General features: G+C 47.7%; 12 protein-coding genes, 1 tRNA gene and 1 pseudogene. 10 read left to right on the forward strand and 4 right to left on the reverse strand.

What is annotated here, in order from left to right; genetic code table 11:
* The first annotated feature begins 56 nt into the window (after positions 1 to 56).
* The 6 genes from pdxS (at position 57) to NZD86_RS00110 (ending at position 5003) form a co-directional block, all read left to right on the forward strand.
* A complete protein-coding gene (pdxS, locus tag NZD86_RS00085; RefSeq protein ID WP_268044452.1) occupies positions 57 to 941 on the forward strand; it encodes a pyridoxal 5'-phosphate synthase lyase subunit PdxS in 885 nt (294 codons plus the stop codon).
* A 62-nt stretch (positions 942 to 1003) separates the two neighbouring features.
* Positions 1004 to 1582 carry a pyridoxal 5'-phosphate synthase glutaminase subunit PdxT gene (pdxT, locus tag NZD86_RS00090; protein WP_268044453.1) on the forward strand — a complete coding sequence of 193 codons (579 nt, stop codon included), beginning with the start codon at positions 1004 to 1006 and terminating at the stop codon, positions 1580 to 1582.
* 147 nt (positions 1583 to 1729) lie between these two features.
* Positions 1730 to 3010: a serine--tRNA ligase gene (gene serS / locus NZD86_RS00095; protein WP_268044454.1), complete on the forward strand. Its 1281-nt coding sequence runs from the start codon at positions 1730 to 1732 to the stop codon at positions 3008 to 3010.
* Positions 3011 to 3045: 35 nt separating this feature from the next.
* Positions 3046 to 3594 carry a hypothetical protein gene (locus NZD86_RS00100; RefSeq protein ID WP_268044455.1) on the forward strand — a complete coding sequence of 183 codons (549 nt, stop codon included), beginning with the start codon at positions 3046 to 3048 and terminating at the stop codon, positions 3592 to 3594.
* Between the two features lie 136 nt (positions 3595 to 3730).
* Positions 3731 to 3807: transfer RNA gene (locus tag NZD86_RS00105), tRNA-Arg, on the forward strand.
* A gap of 158 nt (positions 3808 to 3965) precedes the next feature.
* Positions 3966 to 5003, forward strand: a complete 1038-nt coding sequence (locus NZD86_RS00110; RefSeq protein ID WP_268044456.1) for a tyrosine-type recombinase/integrase — start codon at positions 3966 to 3968, stop codon at positions 5001 to 5003.
* Here NZD86_RS00110 and NZD86_RS00115 read toward each other — a convergent pair.
* On the reverse strand, positions 4993 to 5409 hold the full coding sequence (locus NZD86_RS00115; protein ID WP_268044457.1) for a hypothetical protein: 417 nt from the start codon (positions 5407 to 5409) through the stop codon (positions 4993 to 4995). The two genes, NZD86_RS00110 and NZD86_RS00115, sit on opposite strands and share 11 nt — an antisense overlap.
* A gap of 112 nt (positions 5410 to 5521) precedes the next feature.
* Here NZD86_RS00115 and NZD86_RS00120 point away from each other — a divergent pair, with 112 nt between their 5' ends.
* Positions 5522 to 6235 carry a helix-turn-helix domain-containing protein gene (locus NZD86_RS00120; RefSeq protein WP_268044458.1) on the forward strand — a complete coding sequence of 238 codons (714 nt, stop codon included), beginning with the start codon at positions 5522 to 5524 and terminating at the stop codon, positions 6233 to 6235.
* Positions 6236 to 6328: 93 nt separating this feature from the next.
* Positions 6329 to 7246: a hypothetical protein gene (locus NZD86_RS00125; protein ID WP_268046740.1), complete on the forward strand. Its 918-nt coding sequence runs from the start codon at positions 6329 to 6331 to the stop codon at positions 7244 to 7246.
* Here the strand turns inward: NZD86_RS00125 and NZD86_RS00130 are convergent.
* A pseudogene (locus tag NZD86_RS00130) lies at positions 7243 to 8474 on the reverse strand (ISL3 family transposase). The gene NZD86_RS00125 and the pseudogene NZD86_RS00130 overlap by 4 nt on opposite strands.
* Positions 8475 to 8529: 55 nt before the next feature.
* On the opposite strand from NZD86_RS00130, the gene NZD86_RS00135 reads away from it, so the two are divergent.
* Positions 8530 to 8727 carry a hypothetical protein gene (locus NZD86_RS00135; RefSeq protein ID WP_268044459.1) on the forward strand — a complete coding sequence of 66 codons (198 nt, stop codon included), beginning with the start codon at positions 8530 to 8532 and terminating at the stop codon, positions 8725 to 8727.
* A 14-nt stretch (positions 8728 to 8741) separates the two neighbouring features.
* Positions 8742 to 9530 (forward strand): HD domain-containing protein, encoded by a 789-nt coding sequence (locus NZD86_RS00140; protein WP_456057550.1) that lies wholly within the window; start codon positions 8742 to 8744, stop codon positions 9528 to 9530.
* 319 nt (positions 9531 to 9849) lie between these two features.
* Here the strand turns inward: NZD86_RS00140 and NZD86_RS00145 are convergent, their stop codons facing one another.
* Positions 9850 to 11796, reverse strand: coding sequence for a DUF2075 domain-containing protein (locus tag NZD86_RS00145; RefSeq protein WP_268044461.1), 1947 nt, complete (start codon positions 11794 to 11796; stop codon positions 9850 to 9852).
* 52 nt (positions 11797 to 11848) lie between these two features.
* Positions 11849 to 12595: a restriction endonuclease gene (locus tag NZD86_RS00150; RefSeq protein WP_268044465.1), complete on the reverse strand. Its 747-nt coding sequence runs from the start codon at positions 12593 to 12595 to the stop codon at positions 11849 to 11851.
* Between the last annotated feature and the right edge of the window lie 508 nt (positions 12596 to 13103).

A 13103-nucleotide genomic window follows, 5' to 3' on the forward strand; every position in this document is an offset into this window, starting at 1 on the left:
CGGTTTGTGACCGGTTCACACGGACCTCTAAAGGGTCCCTAAAGGAGGAACCTCGGATGGCGAAGACAGGTACCGATCTCGTTAAGCGCGGCATGGCAGAAATGCAAAAGGGCGGCGTCATCATGGACGTCATCAACGCAGAACAAGCGAAAATCGCTGAGGCTGCCGGTGCAGTTGCAGTCATGGCGTTGGAACGTGTTCCGTCGGACATTCGCGCAGCAGGCGGCGTCGCTCGCATGGCGGACCCGACCATCATTGAGCAGGTCATGCAGGCCGTCTCCATCCCTGTGATGGCAAAGTGCCGCATTGGCCACATCGTTGAAGCTCGCGTGCTCGAAGCGATGGGCGTCGACTACATCGACGAGAGCGAAGTGCTCACCCCTGCAGATGATAAGTTCCACGTTGACAAGTCGAAGTTCACCGTGCCGTTCGTTTGCGGTGCAAAAGACCTCGGCGAAGCGATCCGCCGCATCGGCGAAGGCGCATCGATGATCCGCACCAAGGGCGAACCTGGCACGGGTAACATCATCGAAGCCGTCAAGCACCAACGCATGATGCAAATGCAAATCCGCCACGTCCAGGGCTTGTCCGAAGATGAGCTGTACGCAGAGGCAAAGAACCTCGGTGCGCCGCTTCACTTGCTCAAGGAAATTCACGAAACGGGCAAACTACCTGTCGTGAACTTCGCAGCAGGCGGCGTGGCAACCCCGGCGGATGCGGCTCTAATGATGGAATTGGGATCGGACGGTGTCTTCGTCGGATCAGGTATCTTCAAATCCGAGAACCCAGAGAAGTTCGCTCGCGCAATCGTCCAAGCAACGACGCACTACCAGGATTACGCGCTCATCGGCGAACTATCGAAGAACCTCGGTACGGCCATGGCTGGCATCGACATCAACACCCTGCGTGCCGAAGAGAGAATGGCATCGCGCGGTTGGTAAGCTGTAATTTGAAGTAGACGTTCTGTGCAATGTAGACAGTAGATAAAAAGGGGTCAATTCGGATGAAAGTTGGCGTAATCGCGGTCCAGGGAGCGTTTCGAGAGCATATTCGCGTGCTCCGCGAGCTTGGCGCGGACGCCGTCGAAGTGCGCCGTGCAAACGAGCTGGAGGGCGCTGACGCGGTGGTTCTCCCTGGAGGAGAAAGCACAGCTATCGGCAAACTCATGCGCACCTACGACCTAATTGAACCGGTGAAGAAACTTGCAAACGAGGGTAAGCCGGTGTTTGGGACTTGTGCGGGGATGATCGTCCTTGCGAAGCACATCGCAGGCGAGGATACCGTGCACCTTGGACTCATGGATGTAGAGGTCAATCGGAACTCATTTGGACGTCAACGGGAGAGCTTCGAAGCCGATCTCGATTTCCCCGCGCTGGGGGACAAACCTTATCCGGCGGTCTTCATCCGCGCGCCGCACATTCAGTCTGTCGGCAAGGACGCTGAAGTGCTGGCGACGTATGACGACAGAATCGTCGCCGTCCGCCAAGGAAATCTGCTCGCGACGTCATTCCACCCGGAACTCACGGGTGACACGCGTCTTCACGAGTATTTCTTAGGTCTCGGTGAACAAAAGCGATCGTAACCCTCAAACCGCCCTTTTTGCGGAACAGGGAGGCTGAACCACGCGTTCACCTGCCCTTTTCGCGGGGGCGGTTTGTTTATATTTGCCCGCATTCTTTACGACTGCTATGCTTTGGACAACCAATCTCAGATCAGACGAGGTGCCCACATGCTAGATATTCGCGCCATCCGGCAAAATCCGGACGAGTTCAAGACGAAACTCGCCCGCAAAAAAGTGAATCCCGCCACCATCGACGAGCTGCTCTCGGCAGACGAAGCGTGGCGTCAAAACCTGGCGGAAACGGAACAACTCAAAAACCTGCGCAACACCACATCTGAGGCCATCGCCCGCAAGAAGAAGCGTGGCGAAGACGCGACGGCCGACATCGCACAGATGAAGGAAGTCGGCAACCGCATCAAAGAGTTGGATGACATCGTCCGCGAAGGGGAAGCCACCATCCGGGACATCCTCCTCAGCCTGCCAAATGTCCCGCACGACTCCGTGCCAGAAGGCGAATCGGAAGACGACAACCCGGTCATTCGCACGTGGGGCGACATTCCGAAGTTCGACTTCGAACCGAAACCGCACTGGGAAGTGGCGGAAGCACTCGGCATCCTAGACACTGAGCGCGCTGTGAAAATCACCGGATCGCGCTTCGTGCTCTACAAGGGCCTCGGTGCACGTCTGGAACGCGCTCTCGCGGCGTTCATGTTGGACATCCACACGGACCGCCACGGTTACACGGAGATGTTCCCGGCTTTCATCGCCAACGAAGACAGCCTCGTCGGCACAGGCAACCTGCCCAAGTTCGGCGATGAGATGTTCAAGCTCGAAGGCCTGCCGTACTATCTCATCCCAACGGCCGAAGTCCCGCTGACGAACTACTATCGCGACGAAATTCTCGCAGCAGAGCAGCTCCCGGTCAAATTTGCCGGCTACAGCTCATGTTTCCGATCCGAAGCCGGATCAGCCGGCAAAGATACACGCGGTCTCATCCGCCTGCACCAGTTCCAAAAAGTCGAGCTCGTAAACCTCGTCAAGCCAGAGGACTCCTATAAGGTGCTCGAAGAGCTCGTCGCGGAATGCGCAGCCGTCCTCGAGGCACTCGAGCTGCCGTACCGCCAAATCGAAATCTGCACCGGCGATCTCGGCTCCAAAGACGCCAAAAAGTACGACTTGGAAGTCTGGATCCCAGCCTCCAACACGTACCGCGAAATCAGCTCCTGCACAAACTTCGAAGACTTCCAGGCCCGCCGCGCGAACCTGCGCTACCGCCGGGACGATACATCAAAGCCGGAGTTTATGCATACGCTGAATGGGTCAGGTTTGGCTGTGGGACGAACTGTTGCAGCCATTCTCGAAAACAACCAACAGGCCGACGGCTCCGTCCGCGTGCCAAAGGCGTTGGTTCCATATATGGGCGGAGTAGAATATATTACTGCGAAGTAATCACTCGTCACGCCAAATCACCGATATGGCCATCATTGACATCCAAGGCTGGGATTCGGCTGCCCCTTCGGGCTTACGCCGATCCGGCCTTGGGTCTTCTTCAGGCCGGCAGGAGGACCAACATGCGCATCTCGCACGTGAATGTACAACTGTCAGCAGACGACATCAACGGGTGGATTACGGAACTCGCACCCGATCTGAAATTGCGCATCACCGACATCAAGGAAGACGGCGTTCACGGCCAACTGAAGATTCTCATGTGGAATATCGATTTTCTGGCACGCCCACACTGCTATCGAGAGCGGGAAGAAGTCGCCGTGGAGATCTCCGCGCACAAGCTTGTGCCCATTCCGGCGGCGATTGTACAGCGGTCTCTGCAGGAAGCCATGAAGGATGCACCACAGGGCGTGGATGTGCTGAGGCAGATTCTCAAGGTCCATTTGCCGAGTATTCTTCATCCGCTTGGGATTGCGCTGAAAGTGGAGGACTTTACGTGTCGGGAAGGGCATGTGGTGCTTAATGTGGCGGATTGTGAGCTGGCGTTTTTGAAGGGGAAGCTGCCGGTGCCGGGGAAGATGGGGTAGGAGGGGTCCAGGTGCTTTTTTGCTGAGATTGAGGAGCTTGGCGGAGAAATATCTCAGATTCGGGGACATGACAGTTATTTCCGGTACATTGAAGTTAGCGTGTTTTTGAGGTAAAATGTTAGGGCATTTGAAATGTGCACCCGTAGCTCAGTCGGATAGAGCGGTGGTTTCCTAAACCATGTGTCGGAGGTTCGAATCCTCTCGGGTGCGCCAGAGGGATAAAAACCTACCGTACTGCGGTTTTAGTAAACTGGACAACTGAAGATACAGACGTGGTCTGGAAGTGATTTTTCCATAGAACACGTTCGATATTTTCGTAGTCCATTGTAGTCCTCCGTTGTGGCGTTATGTCAAAACGGAGGTTTTTTGTTATGGATAAGCGGAAGGGACGCAAAATTGTAAAAGCCATATCGAGTAGCCTTGATCCCTCACCTAATTTATCTCTTGCAGGCAGTTTGACGCTGAGTGAATTGTTTGACGTTTTCATTGCTGCAAAGCAGTCTGAGGGACGTGCCGAACGAACGATTGCTGATCACCGTAAACACTTCAAGTATTTCAACGAATGGCTTCAACAAGTTCATTCACCCATAGCACCTAACGATATAGACCACGGTGTTATTCGGGAGTGGATTTCGTATATGTTAGACGAAAAGGTCGCCTACGATGGGCATCCTACAAGTGGTCGAGGATCGATAGGTCTGAAACCTGGTACTGTAAACATACGTCTGAGGTCAATCAAGTGCATGTTTAAGTTCTTTTACGATGAGGGCTACCTTTCTCATAACCCGACACAACGTATAAAGCTGCTCCGAGTCGAAGATGATGGTGTTCAGACCTTTACCGTGGCGCAGATACATGGGTTGCTAGACCAATGTGACCTCTCTACATTCACGGGTTTTCGTGACAATACGCTCATGATAACGTTACTAGATACTGGGCTTCGTATAAGCGAGGCGTTAACGCTGACTCACGAAGACGTTGATCTTTCGAGGCTTGTGCTTACTGTCACAGCTAAAAAGGCAAAGACACGTAAAGGCAGACAAGTGCCTATTTCCAAAAAGACGGGTAAGATGCTCTCTAGGTTAATATCAGAGGTAAAGCGGAACTTCCCTGAACAGGCGATGGTGTTTGTATCAAACTATGGAGAACCGCTTTTGCCAAGCAGTTTTCGGCAGAGGTTGTTAAACTACGCCAAGGCCGCAGGAATTAAAGGCGTTAGAGTATCACCACATACGTTCCGTCATACGATGGCGAAGATGTACATTCTTAATGGTGGCGATCCTTTTACCCTACAACGAATTTTGGGACATACTGACATTCAAATGAGTAAGCGATATGTAAATATGTTCCTCGCTGATATAACGCAAGTTCATAGACGAGTTTCGCCGTTGAATTGGATCAAAAGATAGACGGGCAGTACAACACCATAGAACAGGCGGCGAGAGCCGCCTGTTCCTGTCTACGCTTCAGAAACTTCTCAGGCATCTGATACGCCTTCAACATTCTCAGAACCTCTCTAAACGCCTCCACAGGCTCTTCTACGGCCAATCCCTCAGCCACCGATACTCTACAAGCATCCTCAAGTACAAAGAACCTCTCCACCACCTTGAACCCTGCCTCTACAGCCACCTTGTAGCATTCCTTGAAATGCCGTGCGGCTTCTTCAGCATCCTTGGCGCTATCGTAGTAATCCAAAAGAAAACCATCATACTCACCGACGAGAGCGATCAATATTGCTCTGGATTTGGTTCCTTTCCTACGTGTGATTTCCAACGTTAAGTTACCGTCTATGGGTATTTGCTGATCCTTTGGCATACACGCTCGCTCCTTAGTTTTTAGGATGTGTTGAGCGTACGTCCGATACCTGTTCTCGTCGATAACGTTGAGGAGAAGCAGTTTATCCTTTGTGTGAACGGAAAATATTTTATTGCAGACTGTTGCTTATTCGACTAACCAATGTTACATTGAAATCAAGTTAGGTTATCCAACTAACCAACGGAAGGTGAAACGAATGGGGCAACTTGGACTGGCGTTTATTACAAAGGAGTTTGGTGTTCAAATCAAGACAGTTGCTGAGGAATTAGGTATAAGTCCAGAAGCAGTTCACAGTTGGCTTAGTGGGAAACGAAAAATTCCTTCCAAACGACTTGAGCAATTGTCCGAGATTTTCAAACTCGACCCACGCTACTTTCAGAAAGAGCTTGAGCCGCACGAAGAGTTGGAGATTCAGAGATTACACCTAATGCAGTTATCTGCAAAAGAAAGTTATGAAGAAGAATACGAGGAGGTCGATGAAAATGGCAACATATTTACCAAAACACATGTAGTAAATCCGCACGTAGGGGAAATAGATCAAGTAGTTCATCAGAAACAGGTCGAGTTGGTATTAAACCAAATCCGTCATCTCATTGATGGGTCAATCGATCCTATAGAAGCACCGCAGAACAATCTTATGATTCAAGAATTGGTTGAGCTTCTTTCTGACGGAAAACAAAGGGACAGAAATCTGAAGGCTCTACAACTCATGGTTTATCTTCTCAAGTATAAGGACAGCGACTTGGGGATTCGACCAGAATACCTGTGGTGTGTAGCAAAGGAGGGGCAGTTAAAGGAACTAGAGCATTTGGTTAATGAGAAGTAAGCGTTCTTAACCCAACACGAACCTTACGGAGGGCAATAAACATGCACAACACTCGAAACACACACATGATAAGAAGGAGAGATGCAAGTGACGATGACGACGCTTGAAATCTGGGAAGAAGAAATGACAGAGGATATGTATGAACAATGGTTGGAGCAAGCAATAGAATCTGCTGAGCGTAACCAACAAGCACAGGATGAGTTTTGGGAGCTTATAGACGTACGTAATATGGGATATCAGGTTGATAAGGATAGGCTAGGCTCACTGGCGAGGCATGTATTCTGTGGCGATGAAAAATTAGTTGACGAACATATTAACGGGACGTACTTTGGTTCTGGCTCAAGCTCCGATAAATCGGAGATACAAGCGGATCCGCAAAAGTATTTTTTGAATAAATCCTTTAGTCCAGTTTTACTGGGTAGAGACATTATCGACAATTATCTGCAAGTATTCTCTGATGGAAATGTACTTTATCGCTATGACAAAGGTGTTTATAAGCAAGACGGTGACAGGGAATTTGAAAATTTAACGGTTAAATTACTAGGTACATGGTGGAAAGGTAAATATTTAACGGAATCTCTTACATGGACAAAGAAAGCTACAGTCCCTAGTCAGTCAGAGTACGTCAACCCAAATGACGGGTTAATCAACGTGGCAAATGGATTGTTGAATTGGAACACAGGGGAGCTTCTACCACATACACCAGAGCGATTAGGGACGATACAACTACCTGTAATGTATGACCCTACAGCTAACGACCCTGTCGTCAAAGAATTCCTTTGTTCTGTAATGCCTGAGGATGCAGTGGACACGCTCCTAGAGATGATCGGATATTGTCTTGTAACACATACGAAATACGAGAAAGCGATAATGTTGATTGGTTCTGGTGCGAACGGTAAAAGTACAGTCATTAACCTGTTAACGGCTCTTATAGGTCAAGTGAACAGTACCAACATATCGCTTCAGGACTTGGAAACACACCGCTTTAAAATTGCCTCCTCGCTGTTTTAGGTGGGTAAAGCGAAGGACAACTTGCCTAGCAACAGGTAAATCATAGAGATATAGTTCTCGACGTTGCGATAACCCTTCGCTCTTCGTTTCATGGCTTGGATGAGACTGTTCATACTTTCAATCAGGGCATTATTCACTCTGCTATCAAACCAAGACAGTATGCCAGTTTGGTGGCGGCGAATGGTTTTAGCGGCGTCAATCATTGGTTTGAGCCGCGAATGCGTGGCCCAGAAGTACCACTTGTCCAGAAACGGCTTGGCAAGGGACTTTGGCTGTATCCAAAGCTCTTTGAATGTCAGCATCATCTGGTATGCCTTTGCCGTCTTGAGATTTAAGTGCCGAAGCTCCTGTAATCGCTCTTTTTGCTTGCTTGTCAAATTGTGCTCATTCTTCAGCCAAATGTACCTGGATTGTTTGAGCATGGGCTGTGTGCGTTGTTCTTCACGGCGTACTTTGTCCACCGCTTCACCGATTACTTTCGTAACATGGAACTTGTCAAATGTGAGTGAAGCGTCAGGAAAGTATTTGTGAACACCAGCAATAAATGCTGGAGACATGTCGGAGCAGACAGTTTCGATTTCATCTGGGTCGCCGCCATGTCGCGTGAAATCATCGACGAATCGCGTAAGGGTACTCATGTCTTTGCCATGCGTGACGAAGATTACCCGTCTTTGCTCTGTATCTGCAACAACGGTCACGTAGTGATGACCGCGAGCTGTAGAGGTTTCGTCAACCGCAATGTGGTGAACATCTGAGAAGTCTTGTGATTCGCGAGCCTGATTCACATAGTGGCGAACGATACGCCAGATACGGGTATCATGTTCCCCGACTAGACGTGCAACTGCCAGAACGGGCATCTCGCGAACCAGTTGAAGGATGAATGCCTCGAAGCCGTATGAGAAATGCCCGCGTTTGCGTGCCCAGGGCACTTCGATGGTCCGTACACCCCCTTGTCCTTCGAGCAATCATGGCACCAGATTCGAGGCACTTTGGCGTGAATGTATGTGTCGTGCTCAAAGTGATTGAGGTGCCTCCATGAGCGAGTGTCGCGGTCGTAGATGTCCGTGTTCTGACTGCCGCAATTTGGGCATGGGAACTTGGTTCCATCTTTGTAGTCGACCGTGATGTCAAGACGTTTATTCTCTTTGCTGAATTCAACCGAAGTAACATGCCAGGGAGATTGAACGCCAATAGAGTGATTGAACAAGTCAAGAACGGGATCGGACATTTGGATAACCTCCTGTTACGTCAAGAGAGCGTGGAATACCGACCAAAGGGAGGATATGCCGCGAAAGCTCTTGACGGATGCCCAACTTGGCATCCTACAAGTCATGTCAAGCCGACAACAAGGAGGCATTGACCCTAACTCTGGTTTGCCAATGGGTTTTTATACCTCCATGATTGACTTGTTCAACCCATCTCAACCAGCGAAGAGCCCTTTTTTACCCTACACAATCATGAACATGCCAGATTTCTTATAAATAAGATACACGAGATTCTCGAAAAGACTAGTTTCTCTATCTACCTTAACAGCAAGGAAGCATTTAGGTTGTTTTCTGCATGCTACCTGCATGACATTGGAATGCTTACGTCACCAAAAAGAAGACGACTTCACGACCAGAATAAAGATGACATTAAACATCTTCAAGAGACTGTTTCAGGAATTCTAGAAGTGGCTGCCAGCAACTCTTCTGACACAGGATTAATACCACAACTTGCCTTAAATCATATTTACGACATTCATTCTTCTGTCGAACGTCTTAGAGAGGAAATCGTGCGAACAGAACATCCGTTTGTTTCCGAAAAAGAGCTAGTAAGCGACTACCCCAAACTTCCCCTTTCGGTGGCAGAAAGGCGTGATATAGGTGTCATAAGTTCTGCACATGGTAAGTTAAAACAAGAAGTAGCAGAAATACCTGAGGAACTGCATGATGGTGTTCATCCGATTAACTTAAGATTATTGTCACTTTTGCTTCGAATTGCTGACCTATCTGACGTTTCAAAAGACCGAGTTCGTCAGGAAGTTCTTGAACGTCATTACGACAACATGAGTAAGTATTCGATATTCCATTGGGTAAAACACCTGAGTGTAGATGACTTTACAATTGAAAGACAAAAAACGGATATGTCGTCCAGAACAGTAGTCACCATGTATATCGAACACAATTATCTTCCGGTTGGTAACTTACCAAAGGATATCTTGCATCATCGCTGCGGCAATAACTGCAAATTAAAATACAAGGAGAAGTACGTTACGAAGTTCATGTTGGACGGAAAAAAATAGTAGGTGATGAGAGTTTTGGTTATTTCGATACATCTATCTGCAATGTAACTTGTGCATTTGTGAATGAAGCGTATAAGTTCTTCTTTGCAGAAATAATCTATTTAAACAAATACCTTCACTCTAAAGGTGTCGACGTTGAATTTCGCCTGAGTATTAAACGTAAAGAGAATAGCAGACAAGACTTTTATTATGTAAAAAATAGAAATCACAGTGAATCAGCACAAGAGTTCATGCTAGAATTCTTTCGACAAACTACCTAATGTAATTAAACGTAACTGGCACTTGAACGAACCAAGTGCCAGTTACAATTATGTTACAATTATTCTCCTTGTTGGCTACTTAATAGGTTCTCTTCTAAGTATTCCCGTGTCTCTTTATCAAGAAAATAAACAAATGTCCCCTTCATCCCCCTTGTCATCAACACACGATAAACATTCCTCAGCTTCTCAGTTGGGTCTTCGCCAGCCGCTTTAACGTTTCTTTTAAACGATGAATCCTTGTTCTTACTTAGGTCGCTAACCCACTGACCGTTTCTCCAAACCAAATCCTCACCAAATATCAAACCAACGTAATCGAATTCAAAGCCTTGAACGGAATATATTGAGCCTACTTGTGAGTAATAGTAGTCGTCAGTTGCCCACTTGAAGTATTTATCCTCTCCTGGCGAAACCTTAGACATATCCTTCTCAATCCACGGCGCACTCCAGCCATTGAATCGTTCATCTTTAATGTCGTGGACGAGCTGTCCATTACCTTGAATCTCCGACCACTTCCAACAGAAACCTGCAGTGAGCCTACACTTTTCCCCTTGTGCTTGCAGAGCATCTAGCTTCGACTGCATTTCCTGCATGGACTCCACAATCTGAAGGTCATAAACTTCAAAATCTTTCCATCCTAATGACTTCGGTGCATTGAACCCTAATGAGTGGTCTACCCATTCCATGTAGCTCGCACTGCCAGCACACCTGAATTGAACATTTAGATCAATAACTACAGTATCAATGCCCCTATCACGGGCAAAGTTCGTTATGTACTCGACACTTCCAATTTCATTTGCACGTACAGCTTGATTATCGTCTAAGAAGAACACAGAGACACACGAAGCATCTGTGACCTCTTGGATCATTGGCACGTTCGAAACCTGTTGGCCAAATCTATTGCGTCGGAAGTCCCACAACCTATGAGCCTCGTCATGAACTACTAAATCAAACGTTCCTTGGTGAACCTTCCCTATATCAGCGAACTGCGTGAACAGTTCCTTCACAGGAAGTTCCTTCTTCAGACGCACACTATGTATCTTCTTCATTAAGTCATCAGCCGAGTTCTGTGTTAGTGCTTGCAACACCGTCTTAAATGCCTTTGAGCCTGTTGCGTGTGCTACTTTCCAGTGGTTACGAGCCGCATATGCAAGTAATTGAATTGCAAGTACACTTTTTCCAGTTCCTGGGCCACCACGTACAACTACAATAGATTTCGTGGAAGAATCCTTTGCTTGTTCAACCTTTGATACAACCGTGTTGAATACATCCAACTGCTCGTCCAACAAACACCATTCAAACCGGTTATCAATGGCTTGCGCAACCATATCAAGTAACTTGGTCGAAGGCTTTACACGACCATCTTTAAACGCCTTGACTACCTCATACGAGTTCCCATGACCAATTCTTGATACAAGGTATTTTGTCAAATTATCGGCATCATGTTTGAAGAAAATAGGATACTCCTTTTCAATAATTCCAAAGTAATTTGGCGAGGTAAGTAAGTCAATGGACTTCTTGTCACTCAGATTATGAAGATACGAACAGCCTGTAACAGACATGTCAGAGTCAGTGAATGCTTCATGGTAATACCTGAGACGATTGCAGTACGCTTTGACCTGCGCCGACGGGTGATTCCTAACGTCCCTACCGTTAAGTGACACGCTGTCTCTAACGGATGATTGGCGAACATACTGCCATTGTTTCAACTCCATGACAACTGCATTATGCGTTCCGTTTGCGTCCTGCCCGACGAGTATCACATCGCATCGTGCAGATGAAAGAGGCATCATGAACTCCAGGAAAATGTGAGTGTCCTGAAGTCTCTGGTCATGTAGGACTTCTGTTGCCAGTGCATAAAGGGAGTTACTCCACGAGGTTACTTCCGAATCGGATGGTGCGGAGCCAAACCTGAGCTTGAATCTTTCTTTCAGTTCAATTGCTATTTCCTTTGTTTGTGCTAAATGAACAAACTCTCTGGTATTCAAATCATACAGGCAATTTGACACGGCTAACTCGCCTCCTTTGTCTTTAAACGTGCGTAAGTGATACTGCTTCTAATCAACCAGACACATGCCTAACATTCTTACACGCCGGATACCCCTTGCAGATGTATGCCAAGCCCAACGAACTTCGCTTCAACACCATCTGCTTTCCACACTTGTCACAAATAGTCTCCTTGGGTTGAGCCACAGGCTGTGCCTGTTGTGTCGGTTGCCTACCTGTATTCGTTGACACCTGCGCCTTGTCAGTCTTGTTTAGAATCATATCAACAAGCTCTTTACGCCCAATAAGCCTAACTCCATTTGACCTAGCTAGATTCACAGCGGCTTCGGTGAAATTGCTATTCGTTACAACCCATCCTTGGTGAGCCTTGTAGTGGGCAATGGAAGCTTGGACCTCCTGTACCGCCTTGATCCCAACATTGTTCTTGTGTCTCTTGGCCTGGACGACGATCCTTACACCACTCTTCTCAATAACCAAGTCTGCCCCATAATCCCCAGACTCCCGTGTAACCTTAACCGTATATCCCATGGAGCGGAACAAGTGACCAAGGAACTTCTCGAATTGACGACCACTCATTTTGTCCACTTCATTGATACCAGACCGTTTCAGTTTCTCGGCTTGAGCCATCTTAACTGAAGCGAGAATTCCGATCCCAATTCCTGCTCCTACACCCGCTCCAACAGCCGCAACACCAAATGAATGAGTGATGTTCACTCCTAACGCAAACCCACCTAGTGCAGGGAGAACCACTAGACCTTGCCAGAGCATTTCAAACGTATCATTCTTTCTACGTCGTGCCATCTATGTCGAACCCCTCACCTTTTGTAACTGATTTGTTGAGTATTCTTCGAATTGCGACACGATCCTTCCAGCACATCATTATTTTTCCTATACTTTGGCTGCCTCTTGATGGAGTTCTGTGAGTGATTAGGCAATAAGTACTTCAATTACCGTAGTGTGGCAGTTTGCATTCACAACAACAGCGTCCTACTTCACAAGGTCGTAACAGATGACTTCTGGTCACTTCCTGGCGAACGGGCTGAACTACTGGAATACTCGCCTGACACAATTTGACGTGAAATGAAGGAAGAACTCGATGTTGAGGTTAGCGTGGGCGGGTTACTGTGGGTATCGGAGAACTTCCTCGACTTTGGAGGCGATTCTTGGCACGAGTTAAGCCTATACTACCTTGTCTCGTTCCCCGAAGGGCATAGATATTATGAGTTAGACGAGTTACATGGCGTTGAAGATAATGGTCACTTGCTGTTTAAATGGCATGATATTACGAAGCTAAAGGATACAAGGCTGT

This window comes from Alicyclobacillus dauci, from assembly GCF_026651605.1.
Classification (GTDB): Bacteria; Bacillota; Bacilli; order Alicyclobacillales; family Alicyclobacillaceae; genus Alicyclobacillus; species Alicyclobacillus dauci.

What these genes read in the sequence shown, in the direction of transcription:
- pdxS (WP_268044452.1), top strand. Translation starts at nt 57, where the DNA reads ATGGCGAAGACAGGTACCGATCTCGTTAAGCGCGGCATGGCAGAAATG.
- pdxT (WP_268044453.1), top strand. Translation starts at nt 1,004, where the DNA reads ATGAAAGTTGGCGTAATCGCGGTCCAGGGAGCGTTTCGAGAGCATATT.
- serS (WP_268044454.1), top strand. Translation starts at nt 1,730, where the DNA reads ATGCTAGATATTCGCGCCATCCGGCAAAATCCGGACGAGTTCAAGACG.
- NZD86_RS00110 (WP_268044456.1), top strand. Translation starts at nt 3,966, where the DNA reads ATGGATAAGCGGAAGGGACGCAAAATTGTAAAAGCCATATCGAGTAGC.
- NZD86_RS00115 (WP_268044457.1), bottom strand. Translation starts at nt 5,409, where the DNA reads ATGCCAAAGGATCAGCAAATACCCATAGACGGTAACTTAACGTTGGAA.
- NZD86_RS00125 (WP_268046740.1), top strand. Translation starts at nt 6,329, where the DNA reads ATGACGACGCTTGAAATCTGGGAAGAAGAAATGACAGAGGATATGTAT.
- NZD86_RS00135 (WP_268044459.1), top strand. Translation starts at nt 8,530, where the DNA reads ATGCCGCGAAAGCTCTTGACGGATGCCCAACTTGGCATCCTACAAGTC.
- NZD86_RS00150 (WP_268044465.1), bottom strand. Translation starts at nt 12,595, where the DNA reads ATGGCACGACGTAGAAAGAATGATACGTTTGAAATGCTCTGGCAAGGT.